Source organism: Edaphosphingomonas haloaromaticamans (assembly GCF_001853345.1).
GTDB classification, from domain to species: Bacteria; Pseudomonadota; Alphaproteobacteria; order Sphingomonadales; family Sphingomonadaceae; genus Sphingomonas_E; species Sphingomonas_E fennica.
This window is the reverse complement of the sequence record NZ_MIPT01000001.1, coordinates 3,954,949-3,974,069: the sequence shown is the minus strand read 5'-3', so window position 1 is coordinate 3,974,069 and position 19,121 is coordinate 3,954,949. Positions and strand designations below refer to the sequence as shown.

At 64.1% G+C, this 19,121-nt stretch carries 18 protein-coding genes; 8 read left to right on the top strand and 10 right to left on the bottom strand.

Annotation, left to right across the window (positions count from 1 at the left end; genetic code table 11):
- Window positions 1-675: 675 nt before the first annotated feature.
- Genes BHE75_RS18455 through BHE75_RS18440 form a run of 4 tightly spaced genes read right to left on the bottom strand, consistent with a single transcriptional unit; the run spans window position 676 to window position 3,828 of the window.
- Window positions 676-1,032 carry a carboxymuconolactone decarboxylase family protein gene (locus tag BHE75_RS18455; protein ID WP_070934751.1) on the bottom strand — a complete coding sequence of 119 codons (357 nt, stop codon included), beginning with the start codon at window positions 1,030-1,032 and terminating at the stop codon, window positions 676-678.
- Window positions 1,033-1,049: 17 nt separating this feature from the next.
- Complete coding sequence (locus BHE75_RS18450; protein WP_070934750.1) at window positions 1,050-2,321, bottom strand: TolC family protein; 1,272 nt, start codon at window positions 2,319-2,321, stop codon at window positions 1,050-1,052.
- Window positions 2,318-2,521 carry a YgaP family membrane protein gene (locus tag BHE75_RS18445; RefSeq protein WP_070934749.1) on the bottom strand — a complete coding sequence of 68 codons (204 nt, stop codon included), beginning with the start codon at window positions 2,519-2,521 and terminating at the stop codon, window positions 2,318-2,320. The genes BHE75_RS18450 and BHE75_RS18445 overlap by 4 nt, the downstream gene beginning before the upstream one ends.
- 26 nt (window positions 2,522-2,547) lie before the next feature.
- Window positions 2,548-3,828 (bottom strand): NAD(P)/FAD-dependent oxidoreductase, encoded by a 1,281-nt coding sequence (locus BHE75_RS18440; RefSeq protein ID WP_070934748.1) that lies wholly within the window; start codon window positions 3,826-3,828, stop codon window positions 2,548-2,550.
- An 87-nt stretch (window positions 3,829-3,915) separates the two neighbouring features.
- Between BHE75_RS18440 and BHE75_RS18435 the strand changes: the two genes are divergently transcribed.
- The 6 genes from BHE75_RS18435 (at window position 3,916) to BHE75_RS18410 (ending at window position 11,043) form a co-directional block, all read left to right on the top strand.
- Window positions 3,916-4,257: a rhodanese-like domain-containing protein gene (locus BHE75_RS18435; protein WP_070934747.1), complete on the top strand. Its 342-nt coding sequence runs from the start codon at window positions 3,916-3,918 to the stop codon at window positions 4,255-4,257.
- A 26-nt stretch (window positions 4,258-4,283) separates the two neighbouring features.
- Complete coding sequence (locus tag BHE75_RS18430; RefSeq protein ID WP_070936094.1) at window positions 4,284-5,306, top strand: efflux RND transporter periplasmic adaptor subunit; 1,023 nt, start codon at window positions 4,284-4,286, stop codon at window positions 5,304-5,306.
- The gene (locus BHE75_RS18425) at window positions 5,303-8,521 is read left to right on the top strand and encodes an efflux RND transporter permease subunit (RefSeq protein WP_070934746.1); all 3,219 of its coding nucleotides are present in this window, start codon (window positions 5,303-5,305) and stop codon (window positions 8,519-8,521) included. Before BHE75_RS18430 ends, BHE75_RS18425 begins: the two co-directional genes overlap by 4 nt.
- Window positions 8,518-8,841: an ArsR/SmtB family transcription factor gene (locus tag BHE75_RS18420; RefSeq protein ID WP_043151046.1), complete on the top strand. Its 324-nt coding sequence runs from the start codon at window positions 8,518-8,520 to the stop codon at window positions 8,839-8,841. Before BHE75_RS18425 ends, BHE75_RS18420 begins: the two co-directional genes overlap by 4 nt.
- Before the next feature lie 350 nt (window positions 8,842-9,191).
- Complete coding sequence (locus BHE75_RS18415; RefSeq protein ID WP_070934745.1) at window positions 9,192-10,685, top strand: catalase; 1,494 nt, start codon at window positions 9,192-9,194, stop codon at window positions 10,683-10,685.
- Window positions 10,686-10,725: 40 nt separating this feature from the next.
- Window positions 10,726-11,043, top strand: coding sequence for a hypothetical protein (locus tag BHE75_RS18410; RefSeq protein ID WP_217494740.1), 318 nt, complete (start codon window positions 10,726-10,728; stop codon window positions 11,041-11,043).
- A gap of 307 nt (window positions 11,044-11,350) precedes the next feature.
- On the opposite strand, the gene BHE75_RS18405 is transcribed toward BHE75_RS18410, so the two are convergent.
- The 4 genes from BHE75_RS18405 to BHE75_RS18390 are packed head-to-tail and all read right to left on the bottom strand — an operon-like array spanning window position 11,351 to window position 14,739.
- The gene (locus BHE75_RS18405; RefSeq protein WP_070934743.1) at window positions 11,351-11,824 is read right to left on the bottom strand and encodes a Dps family protein; all 474 of its coding nucleotides are present in this window, start codon (window positions 11,822-11,824) and stop codon (window positions 11,351-11,353) included.
- Window positions 11,825-11,876: 52 nt separating this feature from the next.
- Complete coding sequence (gene cydX, locus BHE75_RS18400; protein ID WP_043151041.1) at window positions 11,877-11,987, bottom strand: cytochrome bd-I oxidase subunit CydX; 111 nt, start codon at window positions 11,985-11,987, stop codon at window positions 11,877-11,879.
- 17 nt (window positions 11,988-12,004) lie between these two features.
- Entirely contained in the window at window positions 12,005-13,153 is a 1,149-nt protein-coding gene (cydB, locus tag BHE75_RS18395) for a cytochrome d ubiquinol oxidase subunit II (protein ID WP_070934742.1), read from the bottom strand.
- Between the two features lie 11 nt (window positions 13,154-13,164).
- Window positions 13,165-14,739: a cytochrome ubiquinol oxidase subunit I gene (locus BHE75_RS18390; RefSeq protein ID WP_139181855.1), complete on the bottom strand. Its 1,575-nt coding sequence runs from the start codon at window positions 14,737-14,739 to the stop codon at window positions 13,165-13,167.
- Window positions 14,740-14,857: 118 nt separating this feature from the next.
- On the opposite strand from BHE75_RS18390, the gene cydD reads away from it, so the two are divergent.
- Both cydD and BHE75_RS18380 read left to right on the top strand, forming a co-directional pair.
- Window positions 14,858-16,429: a thiol reductant ABC exporter subunit CydD gene (cydD, locus tag BHE75_RS18385; protein WP_070934740.1), complete on the top strand. Its 1,572-nt coding sequence runs from the start codon at window positions 14,858-14,860 to the stop codon at window positions 16,427-16,429.
- A complete protein-coding gene (locus BHE75_RS18380) occupies window positions 16,426-18,018 on the top strand; it encodes an ATP-binding cassette domain-containing protein (RefSeq protein WP_070934739.1) in 1,593 nt (530 codons plus the stop codon). Before cydD ends, BHE75_RS18380 begins: the two co-directional genes overlap by 4 nt.
- On the opposite strand, the gene BHE75_RS18375 is transcribed toward BHE75_RS18380, so the two are convergent.
- Both BHE75_RS18375 and BHE75_RS18370 read right to left on the bottom strand, forming a co-directional pair.
- Complete coding sequence (locus BHE75_RS18375) at window positions 18,015-18,386, bottom strand: ArsR/SmtB family transcription factor (protein ID WP_254684500.1); 372 nt, start codon at window positions 18,384-18,386, stop codon at window positions 18,015-18,017. The two genes, BHE75_RS18380 and BHE75_RS18375, sit on opposite strands and share 4 nt — an antisense overlap.
- The gene (locus BHE75_RS18370; protein ID WP_070934738.1) at window positions 18,383-19,045 is read right to left on the bottom strand and encodes a peroxiredoxin; all 663 of its coding nucleotides are present in this window, start codon (window positions 19,043-19,045) and stop codon (window positions 18,383-18,385) included. The genes BHE75_RS18375 and BHE75_RS18370 overlap by 4 nt, the downstream gene beginning before the upstream one ends.
- Between the last annotated feature and the right edge of the window lie 76 nt (window positions 19,046-19,121).

The window sequence follows — 19,121 nt, the reverse complement described above, 5'->3', positions numbered from 1 at the left end:
TTAATGCGGCTGGAGGGAAAATTCGACAGACCGGCGGTGCTTGCTCGTCTTCCCCAGCCACGCACGGGACGATCCACCCTGCGCGTCGGTTAGGTGGGCGGCGATCGATAGGTTCAGCAACAGGTGGTCGATCCGAGCCCGCCGCGTTCGCGCATTGGTGTTCCCAAAACAGTCCGTAAGCTGTGAGACGTCTCGCCAGGGTGGATCATGCGCGAGCATTGATCCGGGCTTGCTCCAGCAGGTCAAAGTGGCCGCACCTGTCGCAGGCACAAACACGGCATGGTCCTGGGTTCCGGCTTGCAGACATATCGGCGGGTTGGCGTGGCGTTGAAGTCGCCAGCGGGAATGACCCGGAAGCCGGGGCTGGGCATGCCCCGATGGAGCAAGCTCGGCCTGATATAGTGGATGCTGAGGCAGGATCGCGGGGAAGCCCGCGCCGAAGCCTGTGGATCGATAGGTCTGGCATGAACCGATCGGTCGCGGATCGAATTGGATCGAAGAACAGGTGCTGTTGGTCCAGCTCGATAAGGCGACTGGCGCGCGCCCCCGTTGATGCATTGCTCCGAAGAATCGACCGAAGGCGCAGCTTCGTTCGCAGTATGATCTCCAAGCGGCCAGATGGCGGCAGCTGACCTCCAAAGCGTAAGGAGGGACGGGAAGGTCGTCCGATGGGCACTATGAGCCCGTCGCCTTATCCGCGAACTGGTCGAAGGCCTCCACCGCTTGCGCCGCGTACATCAGGCTCGGACCTGCACCCATGTAGAGCGCCATGCCCATCACCTCCATGATCTCCTGGCGCGTGGCGCCATTCTTGACGGCCGCCTGCGAGTGAAAGGCGACGCATCCGTCGCAGCGGATCGCAACCGAGATGGCGAGCGCGATCAATTCCTTGGTCTTGGTGTCGAGAGCACCCGCTTCGGTCGCGGCGCGCGCCATCGCCGAGAAGGCCTTCATTACCTCTGGAGTGCCCAGGCGCACTTCCTTGATCGCTCCGGTCAATTCCGAGGCCATGGCTGGCCAGTCCTTGTGCATTTTCTTTCCTCCAGGCTTCAAAGGCGTCCGAGCAGCGCTGCAACCCGATAGGCTGCGACGATTCGGTCGGTGCGAGCGCGGGTGGCCCCCGCTTCGGCGGCAATCGCTTCGCGCTCGGCGTCGAGCAGATCGAGTTGCGGCTTCATACCCACCCGCACCTCGTGACGGACGCTCTCGAGCGCCTGCGCGGCCGAGGCCGCCTGATCGGTCGCTGCCTGCTCGACGAGCTGCGCCGTCCGTACTTCCTGGAAGGCCGATATGACCTCTTCCTCGACCTGCATGCTGGCGGCGCGCATCCGCGCGTCGGCGGCGCGGACTTCGCTGCTCGCTTCGGCAACCTTGCCCGACATCCGACCGCCGCTGAAAAATTCCCAGCGAGCCCGGACACCCACGGTCGCGCTGTCCGCGCGATAATCGGGGAAAAACTGGTCGCGCACCGTTCCGGCTTCGGCAAAGGCGCCGACGGTCGGCAGTCGCTCGGCGCGCGCGCCCCGCGCTGCCGCCTGCGCCGCGCGCAAGCCGGCCTGGGCCTGGACGAGCAGCGGGTTGCTGCGCATCGCTTCCTCCATGGCTTCGTCGAGCGTCCCCGGCAGTGGCGGATTGGCCGGCAAGGGCTGCAAATCTATGGGCTCAAGTCCCGTCAGATTGGTGAAATGGGCATGCGCCGAGACCTGCATGCCCTGCGCCCGAGCGAGCCCCGCACGGGCTTCGGCCAGGCGCGCGCTGGCCTGCGCGACATCGGTGCTCGGACTCTCCCCTGCCCGGTAGCGCAGCCGTGCCTGGCGCTCGATCTCGGTGGTTTCGATGAGCAGTCGTTCGTAGAGTGTCAGCATGCGCGCCGCTGTCAGCACGTCGCCATAAGCCTGTGTCACCGCCATGGCGAGCTGGGCACGCGCGCCGCTTTGCCCGGCCTCCGCGCCCGCAATACCTGCGCGCGCCCGATCGATGCCCGAACCGACCCGCCCACCGGTGAAGAGCGGCTGCTCGACCGTCACCTGCGCCGCGCGCGGGGTTACATTGGCGGCGCCCAGCCCGAAAAAGTTCTGCGGATCAAGGCGCCCATAGCCGATCGTCCCGACAAGCGTTGCAGTTGGAAGCTGTCCCGACCGCGCCTGCGCAAGCCGGGCCTTGGCCGCGTCGGTATCCGCATCCGCGACCACGATCTCGGGCGCATGGCGCATCGCCGCCGCAATCGCTGCCTCAAGCGTTGTGGCGTTGGCCGCCGTGTTCGCCAGCAGTGAAGCGGCAAACCCGAGCATCAGGCGAGCGACCCGACGGGATCGGTTCATTTGAAGGCGGTCCCCGGTCGGACGCCCATCGCCTTGAAGACGGTCGCGGCGGGGCAGAAACCAGTGAAGCCAGCCTGGATCATGTTGAGGCCGGCAAAAGCGGTCAGCGCGATCCACCAGGGATGAACCAGATAGGCCAGAACGATGCCCAGAAGGACGACACAGCCAGCAAATATGATGACGGCGCGATCGAGAGTCATTGTCGGATTCCCTTCCTGAAGTGAGATCACATCCGTAGCTTGCGGATGCCCATGACGTGGAGCGCCAACTTCTCGTAAAAGGGCTCGCTCTCGCCCTTGCGCACCTTGCGCAGGAAATATTTCTCGAAGCCGATCTTGGCGAGATGGACCCATTTGCCGCTCGCCGCCCAGTTGACGTTGCGTGGCGGGATCTGCGGCTGCGCGACGAAGGCGACGCCGCCATCGCCGAAATCGGCGAGGCAGACAGCGTTCCAGGTCGCTTCCGCAGTGGGTTCCTTGCCGTCCAGGATCATATCGAGGTTCGCGGCGATGGCGGTCCCCATGCTTTCGATCATGAAGCCGGTCTTGGGCACACCGACCGGCACCGGCGTCGGGCCGGTCGCCGGAATGGCGACGCAGACGCCCAGCGCGAAGATTTCCGGAAAGGCCGGGTTGCGCTGATGCTTGTCGACCAGGATGAACCCGCGCGGATTGGTGAGCCCGGCGATGTCGCGAACGGCCGGAACGCCACGGAACGCGGGGAGCATCATCGAGAAAGCGAACGGCAGATCGTGGGTCCTGGCGACCGCGCCGCCCTCGGCGATCTCCTCGAGGTGCATCATGCCGGCCTCGACCTTCGCGACGCGCGCATTGGTGATCCATTTGATGTGCCGCTCGCGCAATACGCTTTCGAGCAGGGACTTGGTGTCGCCGACGCCATCGAGGCCGAGATGGCCGATATAGGGCTCGGCGGTCACGAAGGTCATCGGCACCTTGTCGCGGATCTTGCGGCGGCGCAGTTCAGTGTCGAGGATCAGGGCGAACTCATAAGCCGGACCGTAGCAGGACGCGCCCTGCGCCGCGCCAACCACGATCGGTCCCGGATTTTCGACGAAGCGGTCGAACGCCTCTGCCGCAGCGGACGCATGCGCGGTCTGGCAGATTGAAACGGTATGACCTCCGTGCGGCCCCAGCCCTTCGATTTCATCGAACGCTAAATCAGGCCCCGTAGAAATTACAAGATAATCGTAATTGATGGACGTGCCGTCGTTGAGCTCCAACCGCTTTTCCGAAGCATGGAGACGCTTCGCGCCGACCCCCGTGAAGCCGATCTTCTTCTTCGCGAAGATGGGCGGAAGGTGTACCTGAATCGCCTCGGGCTCGCGCCAACGCACCGCGACCCAGGGGTTGGAAGGCACGAAGGAGTAGGTTTCCGAGTCGGAGACCATCATCACTTCGGCGCGCGCCTTTGCTGCCGCGTTGATTTCATAGGCGGCGATAGTGCCACCCAGCCCGGCGCCCAGCACCACGATCTTCGGCTTGTCCATGACTTCCTCTCGCACCTCTCAAGAACTGGCTTGACGGAATATAATGATTACACGATATATGCAATAAGCAAATTGAAGGAGAGTCTCATGTTTGGTTTGGGAAAGTCAAAATCGCATCGTGAGTTGCAGCCCCTGGAGCTCAAGAGCATGCTCGCGGACGGTTCCGCGCTGCTCATCGATGTGCGGGAGCCGGACGAATTCGCGGCGGGCCACATCGCTGGCGCAGTGAACATCCCTTTGTCGATCTTTTCACCGCGTAATGTTCCGGATGCAGCCGGACGAACGGTCGTGCTTCAATGCGCGGGTGGCAAACGCTCCGGCATGGCGCTGGACCGTTGCGCGCAGGCGCAGGCGGCGATCGACACGCATCTGGGCGGCGGCATCGGCGCATGGAAAAACGCCGGTCTGCCGATCGTCAGCGGCAAATAAGCGCGAAGGGGTCGGGGATGCGCAGGATGACAAAATGGGTCTGGCTTGCGAGCGCATCGCTCGCCCTGGCTTCCTGCGGCGGCAAGGAAGAGGCCGAACGGGCCTCCGCGACGCTCCCCGCCGGTGAATCGCTGAAGCTCGCGGCAAGCGACATCGCCGACATGAAGGCAGTCGGCGCCGAGATCACCACGCGCGATTCCGCAGAGGCGCTCGCCCGGATACCGGGCACGCTTGTCAGTCTTTCGGTCCGCGAAGGCGATATGGTCGAAAAAGGCCAGCGCATCGGCATGATCGTCGATGCCCGCCTGGGCTATGAGACTAGCGCTTATGGCGCGCAGATCGCCGCCGCGCAGGCCGAGGCGGTGCGCGCGCGCGGCGACCTCGCCCGCGTCCAGGATCTCTACAACAACAAGGTTTATGCCAAGGCGCGCCTTGACCAGGCGGTCGCCCTATCGCGCGCCGCTGACGCCCAGGTCGCAGCCGCACGCGCGCAGCAAGGCGCAAGCGCCAGCGTCGCCGGGCAAGGCGCGATCCTTGCACCGGCCACCGGCCGGGTGCTGCGTGCCGACATCCCGGCCGGATCGGTCGTCGCGCCGGGCATGTCGGTGGCGACGATCACCGCCGGTCCGCCGCTGCTGCGGCTCGAGCTGCCGGAATCGCTTGCCGGGCAGGTGCGCAACGGCGCGCAAATCCTGGTGGCTGAAGGCGATCTGCCCGAGGGGTCGCGTCAGGGCCGAGTGACGCAGGTTTATCCCGCTGTCACCGGGGGTCGGGTACGGGTCGATGCGACCGTGCCCGGCCTTTCGACGCAGCTCGTGGGACGCCGCGTCGGCGTATCGATCGAAGTGGGCCGCCGCCGTGCCCTGGTCGTGCCGCGCCGCTTCGTCTCGACCCGCTACGGTATCGACCAGGTCGATGTCGTGACGGCCGACCGCCGGGTGAGCGCCGTGCCCGTGCAGGTTGCGCCCACCGCCGACCCCGACCGGATCGAGATACTGAGCGGCGCCGCGGCTGGGGACACGCTCTTCCTGGCGGGCGCGCGCAAATGAACCTCGGCATCTCCGGTCGCCTGACCCGCGCCACCATCATGTCGCCGCTGACGCCGCTATTTCTGATGGCGGCGATCGCGGTCGGGCTGCTCGCCATCTTCTCGATTCCCCGCGAGGAGGAGCCGCAGATCAGCGTGCCGATGGTCGACATCCAGGTGATGGCGCCTGGCCTCGCCGCTGCCGACGCCGTCGAACTGGTCGGCATCCCGCTCGAGACCATCGTCAAGAGCGTAGATGGCGTTGAGCATGTCTATACCCAGGCCGAAGATGACGGCGTCATGGTGACGGCGCGCTTCCTGGTAGGATCGGACCCAGAGGACGCCGCGACCCGCATCGACGAGAAGCTGCGCGCCAATTGGGATCGAATCCCGGTGGGCATTCCCGACCCCAAGGTCACGGTGCGCGGGATCAACGACGTCCCCGCGATCGTCCTGACCCTCTCGCCCAAGCCCGCCGCTGCGGGTCAATGGAGCGATCAGGCGCTCTACGATCTCGCCACCAAGCTGCGCACCGAAATCGCGAAGGTCGATAATGTCGGCCTGACCTTCCTGACCGGCGGTCGCCCGGACGAGATCCGGATCGCGCCGGATCCGGCCAGGCTCAACCAATATGGCGTGCCGCTTGGCGGCATCATCGAAGCGGCCGGCCAGGCCAATCGCAGTTTTCCAGCCGGCAGCATTCGCGAGGGCGGCAAGGCGGTTTCCGTCACCGCCGGCCGCACTTTGTCCTCCGCGCAGGAAGTGGGTATGCTCACCGTCCGCTCGGCGCGCGGCGCGCCGGTCTATCTGCGCGACGTTGCCGCCGTCACCCAGGGACCACGCGAGGACCAGTCCCGCGCCTGGCGCTGGGCGCGAATGGGCAACCAATGGTCGAGCGCGCCTGCTGTCAGCATCGCCATCGCCAAGCGGTCGGGCGCCAATGCGGTTGTCGTCTCTGACGCCGTGCTGTCCAGGATCGAAAGCCTCAAGGGCAAGCTCATCCCCGCCGGGGTCGATGTCGCGGTCACGCGCAACTATGGGGCGACGGCGGACGAGAAAGCCAATGAGCTGCTGTTCCATCTGGCGCTCGCGACCGTCTCCATCGTCGTCCTGATCGGCTTTGCCATCGGCTGGCGCGAGGCTGGCGTGACCGCTGTCGTCATCCCCACGACGATCCTGCTCACCATGTTCGCCTCGAACCTCATGGGCTACACGATCAACCGCGTCAGCCTGTTCGCGCTGATCTTCTCAATCGGCATCCTGGTCGACGATGCCATCGTCATGATCGAGAATATCGCCCGCCATTGGGCGATGCCGGACGATCGAACCCGGACGCAGGCTGCGATCGAGGCTGTGGCCGAGGTTGGCAATCCGACCGTGGTGGCAACCCTCACCGTGGTCGCCGCCTTGCTGCCGATGCTGTTCGTCTCCGGCCTCATGGGCCCCTACATGGCGCCGATCCCGGTCAACGCCTCGGCGGCGATGGTCTTTTCCTTTTTTGTTGCGGTCGTGATCGCGCCCTGGCTGATGATCCGCTTCGCCCGCAAGGCGCTGGCGGACGGAACGGCACATGTCGGCCATGCGCATGACGATAGCGGCGGAAAGCTCGGTAGGCTCTATGCCCGCGTTGCCCACCGCGTGATCGACAGCCGTGCCTCGGCGCGCAATTTCCTGATCGCGGTCGGCATCGCCACGCTGATCGCCTGCTCGATGTTCTATTTCAAGGCCGTCACCGTGAAGCTGCTGCCCTTCGACAACAAGTCGGAATTGCAGGTGGTGGTCGACATGCCCGAAGGTACGAGCCTTGAGGCGACCGGCCGCACACTTGAGGATGTGGCGACCGTGGCGCGTCGTCTTCCCGAGGCGACTGCGATGGAAGCCTATGTCGGAACCTCCGCGCCGTTCAACTTCAACGGCTTGGTCCGCCACTATTTCCTGCGCAACAGGCCGGAGATGGGCGATGTGATGGTCGCCTTGTTGCCCAAGGGCGAGCGCGACCGGTCAAGCCACCAGATCGCCCTTGTTCTGCGCCAGAAGCTCAAGGCGCTGAAACTGCCCGACGGGGCGTCGGTCAAGGTTGTCGAGACGCCGCCAGGGCCGCCCGTGCTCGCGACCCTGCTGGCTGAGATCTATGGCCCCGATGCACAGACCCGGCAGCGCACCGCGACCGAACTGGAAAGGATCTTCCGCTCTGTCCCCTATGTCGTCGATGTGGATAACAGCTTCGGCCAGCCTCGGCCCAAATTGCGCCTGATCCCGCAGCGCGACCGCATCGATTATTATGGGCTCTCCGAGCGCCAGGTCGCCGATAGCATCGGCGCCCTGATGGGCAGCCAGACGATCGGCTATGCGCCGCGCGGACAAGGCCGCACGCCTTTGCCGATCACCATCGCCCTGCCGCAGTCGACACGGGCATGGTCGCAGACGCTGGCCAGCACGCCGGTCGCGGCAGCACCCAACGGTGCGCTGATCGAGCTGGGCACGGTCGTGGACGCGCGCAACGAACAGGGCAGCCGCGCGATCTTCCGGCGCGATGGCCGCTTCGCCGACATGGTCACGGCCGAGCTCGCCGGCGAATATGAGGCGCCGATTTACGGCATGCTCGCTGTCAACAAGGCGGTCGACGCCTATGACTGGGCGGCTAAGGGCCTCGCCAAACCGATCATACGCCTCAACGGCCAGCCCGAGGATGAATCCGTGACTTCGCTGCTGTGGGACGGCGAGTGGGAAATCACCTGGGTCACTTTCCGTGACATGGGGGCAGCGTTCATGGTTGCGCTGCTCGGCATCTACATCCTGATCGTGGCGCAGTTCCGCAATTTCAAGCTGCCCCTGGTGATCCTGACGCCGGTCCCGCTGACATTGGTCGGCATCGTCATCGGGCATATGCTGTTCGCGGCGCCCTTCACCGCTACGTCGATGATCGGCTTCATCGCGCTCGCCGGCATCATCGTGCGCAACTCGATCCTGCTGGTCGATTTCATCCGCCACACCGCGACACCCGGCAAGCCGCTGCGCGACGTGCTGATCGAGGCGGGCGCGATCCGGTTCAAGCCGATCGTGCTGACGGCCGGGGCGGCGATGATCGGCGCGGCCGTGATCCTCACCGACCCAATCTTCCAGGGTCTTGCAATCTCGTTGCTTTTCGGCCTTGCTTCATCGACCCTGCTCACCGTTCTCGTCATCCCGGCGATCTATGTCGTGCTGCGGGATGATGGGAAAAGCGCGACACGATGATGGCCTGGAGTGCTGCCGCCGAAATGCTCTGCGAGCGTGCGACGGAAGTCGCCGACCTGCTCAAGCTGGTGGCCAATGAGCAAAGGCTGCTGCTGCTGTGCCGCCTGCGCGAGGGCGAAGCTTCGGTGGGCGAACTGGTGGGATTGTGCGACCTGTCCCAATCCAGCGTTTCCCAGCATCTCAGCAAGATGCGTGAGGGCGGCCTGGTGCAAACCCGCCGTGAAGCGACCACGATCTACTATAGCATGGCAAACCCCCATGTGGATGCGCTGATGGAATTCCTGTGCAGCCGTTTCGGGCGAACGGAAGAGCATATATGAGAAATGGATAGGCGGCCGCCGTGGTGTTCCTGAAAGTGCTACCCATGGAATCCGGCACCGACCTGTCCCGCGCCGTCGCGATGCAATTGGAACCGAGCTATTGCATGCTATCGATGTCGTCATGCACGAAGTGACTCGCCCAACGTCATGATCATACAGAATTCACGCGAGCATCAGCACATGTCCGTGTAGCACTATCCTGCTCCACTCGACGTAGCGAAACGCGCCTATTTCTAGACGAGTTCTGGCTGCCAGTGACCGCCGCTTCTTCAGCATAAGGGCCTCTACGGATATCAGCAAAGGAGGATAGCGCCGAGACAGGAAACACCGATTTCTGCTGGAGAAGTGCAATGACCGACCGGAAAGATGAACGCGGGTCCACGATGAGCACTGGCGCCCCGGCGCTGAGCGATCGCAACTCGCTGACGGTTGGTCCGGACGGCCCGATCCTGCTTCAGGACGTTCATTTTCTCGAGCAAATGGCGCACTTCAACCGCGAAAAGGTCCCCGAACGGCAACCGCATGCCAAAGGTTCGGGCGCTTTCGGCATATTCCAAACGACCAAGGACGTTTCCGCCTATACCAAGGCTGCCCTGTTCCAGCCGGGCACGACTACTGACATGCTCGCGCGCTTTTCTACCGTTGCCGGCGAGGCCGGCAGTCCCGACACCTGGCGCGACGTGCGTGGCTTCTCGCTTAAATTCTACACCGACGAAGGCAATTACGATCTGGTCGGCAACAACACGCCGATATTCTTCATTCGCGATGCAATGAAATTTCCGCACTTCATCCGCAGTCAGAAGCGTTTGCCGGATTCGGGTCTGCGAGACAATCATATGCAGTGGGACTTCTGGACCAGTAATCCGGAATCCGCCCATCAGGTGACCTATCTCATGGGCGAACGCGGTCTGCCCCGCACCTGGCGCAACATGAACGGCTACGGCTCCCACACTTATATGTGGATCAACGCCGCAGGCGAGAGATTCTGGGTGAAATATCACTTTCACACCAATCAGGGCATGGCCTTCTTTACCAATGCCGAAGCCGCGACGATGGCGGGCGCCGATGCGGATTTCCATCGCCGCGACCTGTTTGAAGCTATCGCGCGCGGCGAGCATCCCAGTTGGTCGCTCTCGGTCCAGGTCATGCCCTATGCAGATGCCAGCGCCTACCGGATCAACCCGTTCGATCTGACCAAGACCTGGTCGCATGCGGATTATCCGCTAATCCCGGTGGGCACGATGACGCTCAATCGCAATCCGGAGAATTTCTTCGCCCAGATCGAGCAGGCGGCGTTCTCACCAGGAAACACGGTGCCGGGCATCGGCCTGTCGCCCGACAAGATGCTGCTCGGCCGGGCGTTCGCCTACAACGACGCGCAGCGTAACCGCATCGGCACCAACTTTCACCAGCTGCCGGTCAACCGGCCGAAGGTAGCGGTTAACACCTACATGTTCGACGGCCACATGGCCTATCATCACAGCGGTAGCGCTCCGGTGTACGCGCCCAACAGCGGGGGCAGAAGCTGGGCGGACGAAACAGGGCCCGTCGTGGACGGCTGGGAGGCCGATGGCCCCATGGTTCGCAGCGCCTATACGCTGCGCGCCGAGGACGATGACTTCACGCAACCCGGGATCATGGTTCGCGACGTGTTCAATGACGGGCAGCGGACGAAGCTGGTCGATCAGGTCGCAGGCAGTCTGCTCGGCGGCGTTCGCTCGCCGGTTCTCGAGCGGGCGTTCGAATATTGGAAGAGCATAGATGCCGATGTCGGCCGCCGGATCGAGGAAACTGTCCGCGGCGGCGGTGCGCCGAAGCCAGCGGAAGGCATGGGCGAAGGCTGATCGCAGCTATCAGCGCAACACCGGGCAGGGAGGCAATATCATGGTGAGCACGACAGGACCCGCGTCTGTGGATATGGCCCAGGCGCTCCTTGATCCGGGATCGATCTTTGCGGACCCCGAAGAACTTCTCTTGCATGAGGGTCTTTCTCGGGAAGAGAAGATCGAACTGCTCAAGCGGTGGGAATATGACGCGAGCGAAAATAGCGTCGCCCTGGAAGAAGGGATGCCCGGTGACGAGAGTGACCTGTTGCGGCGTATTCTGCTGGCGCTCGATCATCTCATGGCCGGCATCGACGTGGAGCATGTCGGTCCGACCAAGCAACATGGCTTCGCCAGTTCGGTCATCACATCCACATAGAAGTGGGGGCAATCCTCGAAAGCCGTTCGCGGGCATCGCGGAGCGCAATGTCGAGCGCTGCAGGACACGCCGCGCTCACATGTAGCCCGAACCTGCGTTGCTCACCCTGCGCCGTCGTCGCGGTCGCTCACCGCTAGTTCCTTTTCCGAGACCTGCCATATTCGCCCCGGAATTTCTCCGTGACGAGATCAAATGAAGCATGTCGATCAGCCGATGGGACGGAGCCCGTCGGAATTTGGATCGCGGCGGCCAGCTTGCTGCTGACTCTGGGATAGGCAGATGCAGGATCTGTTACGAGACCCTACCCTCAATCTTCGAGCAGGGCGCGCAACATCCAGGCCGCCTGCTCATGCACGCCGATCCGCTGGGTCAGGAGGTCGCCCGTCGGTTCGTCGCTGGCAGCCTCGACGACAGGATAGAGGCTCCGCGCGGTTCGCGCCGTCGCTTCATGGCCTTGCGCCAGGATGGCAACCATCTCGAGCGCCTTGGGGGGCGTCGCCGGAGCGTCGGGAAGCGAACTCAGCTTGGCATATTGGCCGTAGGAGCCCGGGGCGGGATGACCCAGTGACCGGATGCGCTCGGCGATCGGGTCCACCGCGTTCCACAATTCGGTATATTGCGCCATGAACATCGCGTGCAGGCTGTTGAACATCGGCCCAGTGACGTTCCAGTGGAAATTATGCGTGGTCAGGTACAGCGTATAGGTGTCCGCGAGCAGGTGGCTGAGGCCGTCGCTGATCGCTGCACGATCCGTATCACTGATGCCGATGTTGAGGCTCATGACTATCTTCCGATGTTCGCTGGAAATGCTGTTCGTGTTTCTTGCTCGCGCGTTACGCCGTCATGTCTTCGTCGGGGTCGGTATGAAATTCATGCCAGAGCCCGTTCAGGACGCCGAAGGCGACGGCCAGGCCGAGACCCAATATCCAGCTGAAATACCACATGGTCCATGTCCTTCAGATCAATAGAAGTCCGGGTTGGTGCCAACGTCCTTGAGCGTGATCCGCCCGAACAGTATCTTGTAGACCCAAGCGGTGTAGAGCAGCACGATCGGCAGGAAGACCAGCGTCACCAGCAGCATGATGAACAGGGTCACATGGCTGGAGGACGCGTTCCAGACGGTCAGGCTGGAGGCCGGGTCGATCGAGCTGGGCAGGATGAAGGGGAACATCGACAAGCCGACCGTCGCGATGATGCCAAGCGTGCCGAGCGACGAGCCGCCGAAAGCCAGGACTTCGCGGCCGGTCCGGATTCCAGCCAGGGCAATCAGCGGCCCGGCAAATCCGAACACCGGCGCCACCAGCATCCAGGGATGAAGCGCATAATTGCTCATCCATGCGCCGGGCGCGGCAATCATCGCCATCAAATGCGGATTGGACGGCCCCATCGGATCGACTGCGCCTGTCACGCGGAACCCCATGCCACCGCGTGCCACCATCAGGCCGCCGATGGCGAAGAGCAGGACGGAAAGAATAGCCGCGATCTGCCCGAAACGCTTTGCGCGATCGTGCACCGCACCCCGTTCGATCTTGATGGCGAGCCAGCTTGCGCCGTGAAGGACCAACATCGCGACCGACAGGAGGCCGGCCAGCAGTGAGAAGGGATGGAACAGGCCGAGCAGGCTGCCTTCATAGAAGGATCGCAGGTCGCCATCCAGACGGAAGGGAATGCCGGTCAGCACATTGCCGACGGCCACACCGAAGACCAAAGCCGGCACGGACCCGCCGACGAACAGCGCCCAGTCCCACCGGCTGCGCCATGCTGCGTCGGGCTTCTTGGAGCGATATTTGAAGCCGACGGGACGCAGGATCAGCGCGGCGAGCACCAGGAACATGGCGAGGTAGAAGCCGGAGAAGCTCACCGCATAGACGAACGGCCAAGCCGCGAAGATCGCGCCGCCGCCCAGGATGAACCAGACCTGGTTGCCCTCCCAGGTCGCGCCGATGGAATTGATGACCATGCGCCGCTCGGCGTCGGTCTTCGCGACGAAAGGCAGCAAGGCGGCGACACCGAGATCGAACCCGTCGGTCAGCGCGAACCCGATGAGCAATATGCCCATCAGGCCCCACCAGATCAGGCGAAGCGTCTCATAGTCAATGGGAGGTGCCATGATCGCTCTCCTTATTCGGCGGGCAGCGGCGTGTAGCCGTGCCCCGCTACAGCAGCATCCGACGGCTCATCGATGTGTTCCAGCGGCCCCTTGCGAATCGCCGCCAGCATCAGCCGGACCTCGATCACCGCCAGCGTGCCATAGAGCAATGTGAAGCCGATGATCGTCGTCCAGAGCTGGGCGACCGTGAGGCTGGAGGCGCCCAGGAACGTCGGCAGCACGCCCTCGATCGCCCAGGGCTGTCGCCCGATCTCGGCGAGCACCCAGCCGAACTCCGCGGCGAGCCAGGGGAGCGGGATGATCCAGACGGCGGCGCGCAGGAACCAGCGCGCATCGAAACGGCGGACGGTCGAGAAGTAGAAGGCCAACAGGAAAAAGCCGATGAAGAAGAAGCCAAGGCCCGCCATCACCCGGAACACCCAGAACATGACCGGCACGTTGGGGACCGTGGACCATGCAGCCTGGACGATCTGGTCAGGCGTGGCAGTCCGTGGATCAGCAACGAAGCGCTTGAGCAGCATGGCATAGCCCAGATCGAGCTTGTGCCGCTCGAACTGCTCGCGCGCCGCCATGTCGGTGCGATTGACCTTCAGCTTCTCCACCGCGTCATAAGCCTGGACACCATTTTCGATCCGAACCTGCGCCTTGGCGACAAGTTCGGTGATGCCCGCGACCTCGCCGGTCAGGCTGCGCGTCGAGATCAGGCCCAGCACATAGGGGATCTTGATCTCATAGCGTGTCTCTCGTCCTTCGAGACTGGGGATGCCGAAGACGGCGATGCCGGCAGGCGCGGGCTCGGTGTGCCACATGGCCTCAAGCGACGCCAATTTCATTTTCTGGTTGTCCGTAAGGGCATAGCCGGATTCATCGCCCAGCACGACGACCGAGAGCGAAGAAGCAAGCCCGAACGCAGCGGCGACGGTGAAGGAGCGCCTAGCGACCGCCACCCATTTGCCCTTGAGCAGATACCAGGACGAGACGCCGAGGATGAAGACCGAGGCGGTAACATAACCAGCGCTCACGGTATGGACGAACTTGGCCTGGGCGACGGGATTGAACAGTACCGCCATGAAGTCGGTCACTTCCATCCGCATCGTGTCCGAGTTGAAGCGCGAGCCGACAGGATGCTGCATCCAGCCATTGGCAACCAGAATCCACAGCGCCGACAGGTTCGATCCGAGCGCGACCATGAAGGTGGTGAAGAGATGCTGGCGCTTCGACAACTTGTCCCAGCCAAAGAACATGAGGCCCACGAACGTTGCTTCAAGGAAGAAAGCCATCAAGCCTTCGATCGCAAGCGGCGCGCCGAAGATGTCCCCGACATAATGCGAGAAATAGGACCAGTTGGTGCCGAACTCGAATTCCATGGTGAGGCCCGTGGCGACGCCGAGCACGAAGTTGATCCCGAACAGCTTGGCCCAGAAACGCGTGACCGTCCGCCAGATTGGCCGGCCGGTCATCACATAGATGCTCTCCATGATCACCAGCATGAAGGACAAGCCGAGCGTCAGCGGCACGAACAGGAAATGATAGAGCGCGGTCAGCGCAAACTGCAGGCGCGAAAGCTCGATTACTGCCATATCCACCATTGGCGGAACTCCTGTGCGGTCGGTTGCGGCATCCTGCCCATCGAGTCAGTCGCGATATTGATTAGTCATTAGGCGTAATTATGTATATGAACAAGCACCCTTTGGTGCGAAACTGATGCGGATGAGGCGCGCTTCCCTGTTATGGCTGGTGGACGGAGTGTTGGCCGTCTGTGTGGCCGCAGCAGTCGCTATCGCCATTTCGACGCGGGCCGGGAATCGTGAACAATACGTAGTCGCGCTCCTCCTGCTCGCTGCCGCTGCCGCAACGCGCGCAGCTCTCCAGACAACGGCCTTCTCTCAGGGGCATCGGAACGCGGCTCGTGCAAAGCGCGCATGGCGATCACCCGCATTCGGCGCGGTGCTGCGCGCTGCTGCCGGCTCGCGACGGATGCTCGGGGAGCAGGTCGCCGATGCGATCGACCGGATAGAGGACATTGACGGCTATCATGCGCGCTTCATACCGTTGCGTTTTGCAGCGATGGCGACGCCCTTGCTGATCGCGGCATCTGCAGCGCTGGCGAGTTGGATTGCAGCGGCGATACTCCTGGCGACGCTGATCCCCTTTGCCCTGGGCATGGCGCTGGCGGGATCCGTGGCGAGCCGGGCTGCCGCTCGGCAGCTCGACGTCCTGGCGCGGCTCTCGGGACTGTTTATCGATCGTATCAGGGCGCTCCCCTTGATCCTTGGCTTTGACGCGCAGGATCGGGTCACGCGCCAGCTTGACGGGGCGACACAGGAGGTCGCCCGGCGTACCGTCGCGGTTCTGCGCATCGCCTTTCTCTCCGGGGCGATCATCGAGTTCTTCGCCGCGCTGTCCGTTGCAATGGTCGCGGTCTATTGCGGTTTCAACCTGCTCGGGCTGCTGCCCTTTCCCGTGCCCGAGACGCTCGACCTGAGCCGCGCCCTCTATGTCCTCATCCTTGCGCCTGAATTCTATCTGCCGATGCGCCGCCTGGCCGCAGCCTATCACGACAAGCAGGTCGGTGAAGCGGCGCTCGAGCGTCTGGCCGCCCTGACTCCGGCGCCGGTGGTCGCCACGTCGCCGGTCCATATGCTGGCGGCTCCGCCCGCCATCCGGTTCGAGTCAGTCGTTATCGATTATGGCGAACGAAGAGTGGGACCGATCTCGATGCACATCGCCGCCGGCTGCGTGACGGCGCTCTCGGGTACGACCGGAACGGGCAAGTCGAGCCTGCTCCACGCGCTGTTGGGGCTGGCGCCGGTGGTCGCGGGCGATATCCTTCTCGACGGACGCCCACTCTCGCCGGAGGCGCTGCGCGGGGAGGTCAGCTGGGCCGGTCAGGCGACGGCGCTCGTGCCGGGAAGCCTGGCCGACAATATCCGCCTGGCGCGTCCCCATGCGAGCGACGCGGAGGTCGAGGATGTCGCGCGGCGCGCGGGACTGACCGAGGTCGTGCAGACCCGAGGGGCGGGCCTTGCAACCCTCATCGACCCACGCGGATCGGGCCTCTCGGGCGGCGAGCGCCGGCGCGTCGGTATCGCGCGGGCGCTGCTCCGCGACGCCCCGCTGTGGCTCCTCGATGAACCCACCGCCGATCTCGACGAAGGCTCCGCGATGGAACTGGCCCGGCACATAGTCGAGGCGGGCAGGGGGCGCACGGTTTTCCTCGTCACCCATAGCGCCGCGATCGCTGCATTGGCCGATCATCGCGTGGTGCTCTCATGAATCGCGAACTGGCGGCGCTGCTGGCCGATGTGTCCCAGCCACAGCGGCGCGCGAGCGGCGTCGCGCTGTGGTGCGCGGCGGCTGCCGCGATGGCGGGGATCTCGCTGCTTGGACTCGCGGGCTGGTTCATCACCGCCGCGGCCCTTGCTGGGGCGGCGGGAATAGCCGCGATCCAGGCGTTCAACTATCTGATCCCCGGCGCCGCGATCCGCCTGCTCGCGATCGTACGGACCGTCACGCGCTACGGCGAAAGACTCTATGGGCACAAGGCTGCACTGTTCGCTCTTGCTGCCCTCCGGGCCCGACTGTTCGGGCGCCTGATCAACGCGCCGTCGCCAGAACACACCCGCTCGGCGGGCGAGGCTGGCGCGTTGCTGCAGCAGGACGTTGACGCGCTCGAGGATCGATTCGTACGCGCGCCAGCCTATTTCGCCGGGATGTTCGGCGCAGCCACGGCGCTGGCGCTGGCGGTGCCCGCCGGACCGCGCGCCTTTCTTGCGTTGTTCGTCATCATGGCTGCGGGAGTCCTGGCCGCGCGATCGTTCGCCCGGCGTGTGCTGCCGCGCCGGGCGCTCGACATCCAGGAGCAGATCGCACGGCTCAAGCAGGAATTCGTCGAATATGCAGCGGCGTCGCCCGAGATCGCTGCCTATGGATTTGCTCCCTCGATCGAGGCGCTGCTGGCGCGGCAGGCCGCCCGGCTCGATGACGCCCGTGTCGGCTTCGCCCGGAATGAGGCGCTGCTCGGCGCGGGGGTGACCGCGCTGGGCGGCCTCGCCATTGCGACGATGATTGCCCTGTCGCGGGCAAGCCTTCCCCTCACCCTGCTTGCCGCCCTCGCGGCCGCAGGGGCGCTCGAAGCGCTCGGCGCCACGATCAGGTCCCTCGGCCGCGACGCCGTCGTCGCGGCAGGTCTGGAGCGGCTGGCGCAACTCGCCGCTATTCCTGGGCCCACGGCGGCGCCTGTCGCTTTGATCGGTGAGAGCATTGCGCTCGGCGACGATCCGCGCTCGGTCATGCTTGCAAAGGGTGACCGGCTCGCGATCACGGGCCGGTCCGGTGCGGGCAAGACCAGTCTGCTAGAGTGTCTCGCCGGCTGGCGCACCACATGTGGCCATAGCTTGCTGATCGATCAGCGGCCACTTGCCGAATGTCCGCCCGAAGCGCGACGGCGCCTGTTCGCGCTCTCGCCGCAGGATGGGGGAATGATCGCCGGCACCATTGCCGACAATTTGAGGCTGGCGCGGCCTGGCCTCGAAGACGAGGCCCTCTGGCACGCGCTCGGCATAGCCTGTCTGGCAGATGACGTTCGCGTCATGCCCGAGAGACTGTTGACCTGGATTGGCGATGGCGGCGCCCGCCTGTCGGGAGGACAGCGCAAACGGCTGTCCCTGGCGCGCGCACTGCTGGCCGGGCGACCCTGGCTGCTCCTCGACGAGCCGAGCGAGGGGCTTGATCCTGCCACGGAGGCGGTGCTCTGCGGCAACCTGGATTCCTGGCTGCGGGATACTGGAACCGGACTGGTCCTGGTCACCCACCGTTCCGCGATGCTGCCACTTGCGCATCGCTTCCTGGAGCTGCCCGATTAAAGGATCTTCGCGAACGTGGCCGCCGAACCGCGCGCGGGGATGGCCTTGATGGGTTCGGCTCCCGAGGTCTTCATCCCGGCCAGATCTGCCATGAAGGCGGCCGTGCCGGCCAGTGCCGTTGGCGCGAGGTCGTAATAGACCTGTTTTGCGGCGCGGCGCGTCCTGACGAGCTCCGCCTTGCGCAGGATCGCCAGCTGCTGTGAGAGACCGGGCTGGCCAATCCCGGTCAATGCTTCGAGTTCGCCCACCGATTGCTCACCCCGTATGCGCAACGCATCGATCAGCCTTAGCCGTGTTTCGTGGCCTAGGACGCGCATCACCTCGGCAACTGTCTCCAGCTCGATTTCCGACAAGGGTTTGGCCGTCACGTCGATGCGTCCTTCCGATCGGGACGAGACCTGTGAAACCAGAGCGGATCGGCTGCGCCGGCGAGAAGCGCGGCCTGATCGGCATGGGGCGGCAAAAGCACATCGTCGCCCGGACGCCAGCCTTCGGGCGTCACTACATTGTCGGCATCGACCCGCTGCAACGCGGCAAGCACGCGCAGCATCTCATCGACCGACCGACCGACCGTCGCGGGATAGCAGATCATCGCCCGGATGATGCCATCGGGATCGATGAAATAGGTCGAGCGCATCGTCGCTGCGTCGGGGGAACGGTCCGAGATCATGCCATAGGCCCGGCCGATGATCAGCGAGGGATCCTCGACGATCGGAAAGGCGACCGTCACGTCGAAAGCATCGCGAATCGCCCTGATCCAGCCCAGATGCGCGTAGAGGCTATCGACAGACACCGCGAGCAGCTTGCAACCGAGCGCCTGGAACCGCTCTGACGCCCGTGAGAGCGCGACGAACTCGCTCGTACACACCGGCGTGAAATCCGCCGGATGCGAGAACAGTATCAGCCAGCGACCCCGGAAATCCGACAGGCTGACCGTGCCCATCGTGCTGCGCGCCTGGAAATTGGGTGCCGGGTCTCCGATCTGCAGGATATCTGGCGTCTGGGCGGTGGCCGTCGCATCGTTCATTCACGTCTTCCGTTCCATAGCCATCTTGGCAATCGTGATCTCTTGATTACATAAGTCATGTAATCAACTAAATGGC